The 440-nt window shown below is 34.1% G+C and carries 1 pseudogene; it reads left to right on the top strand.

Annotated features, from left to right (window positions below):
• Positions 1 to 67: 67 nt before the first annotated feature.
• Positions 68 to 440: pseudogene (locus tag PVA17_RS25035) on the top strand (transposase family protein); the annotation flags it as partial.

Raw genomic sequence — 440 nt, 5'->3', positions numbered from 1 at the left:
ACAGATTCACCGATTTATATATACTTGAATTGTCGAGAAACAAGTAATAGAAAGGTGAACTGTGCAAATGAATTTTAACATGAATATCCCAGGATTAAAAGATATAGAGATTACGAAAGTAGAAGAAGTAGGCGATCGAATCGCATTGTATGTACGCATCAATGTCCAGTTTGTAAAAAAGAAACATCGAAGGTTCACGATTACCGTATACAAAAGATCAATCATTTAAAATGGTTTGAACGTTTAACTATTCTTTTCTATAAACGTCGTCGTTATGTTTGTGATTGTGGAAAGCGTTTCTCTGAAAAATCCCCCTTTGTAGATAAATATCAACGTTACTCAAAGGAATGGAATCAAGTTGTGAGTATACGTGCTATTAAAGCTAAAACATTTAAAGAAGCTGCAGAAGTACTAGGCACATCAACCACGATGATCTTTCG

Origin of the sequence: Lysinibacillus sp. CNPSo 3705, from assembly GCF_028674935.1 — a bacterium.
Lineage (GTDB): Bacteria > Bacillota > Bacilli > Bacillales_A > Planococcaceae > Lysinibacillus.
The sequence above is the reverse complement of the archived record's forward strand: the minus strand, read 5'-3'. Positions and strand labels throughout refer to the sequence as shown.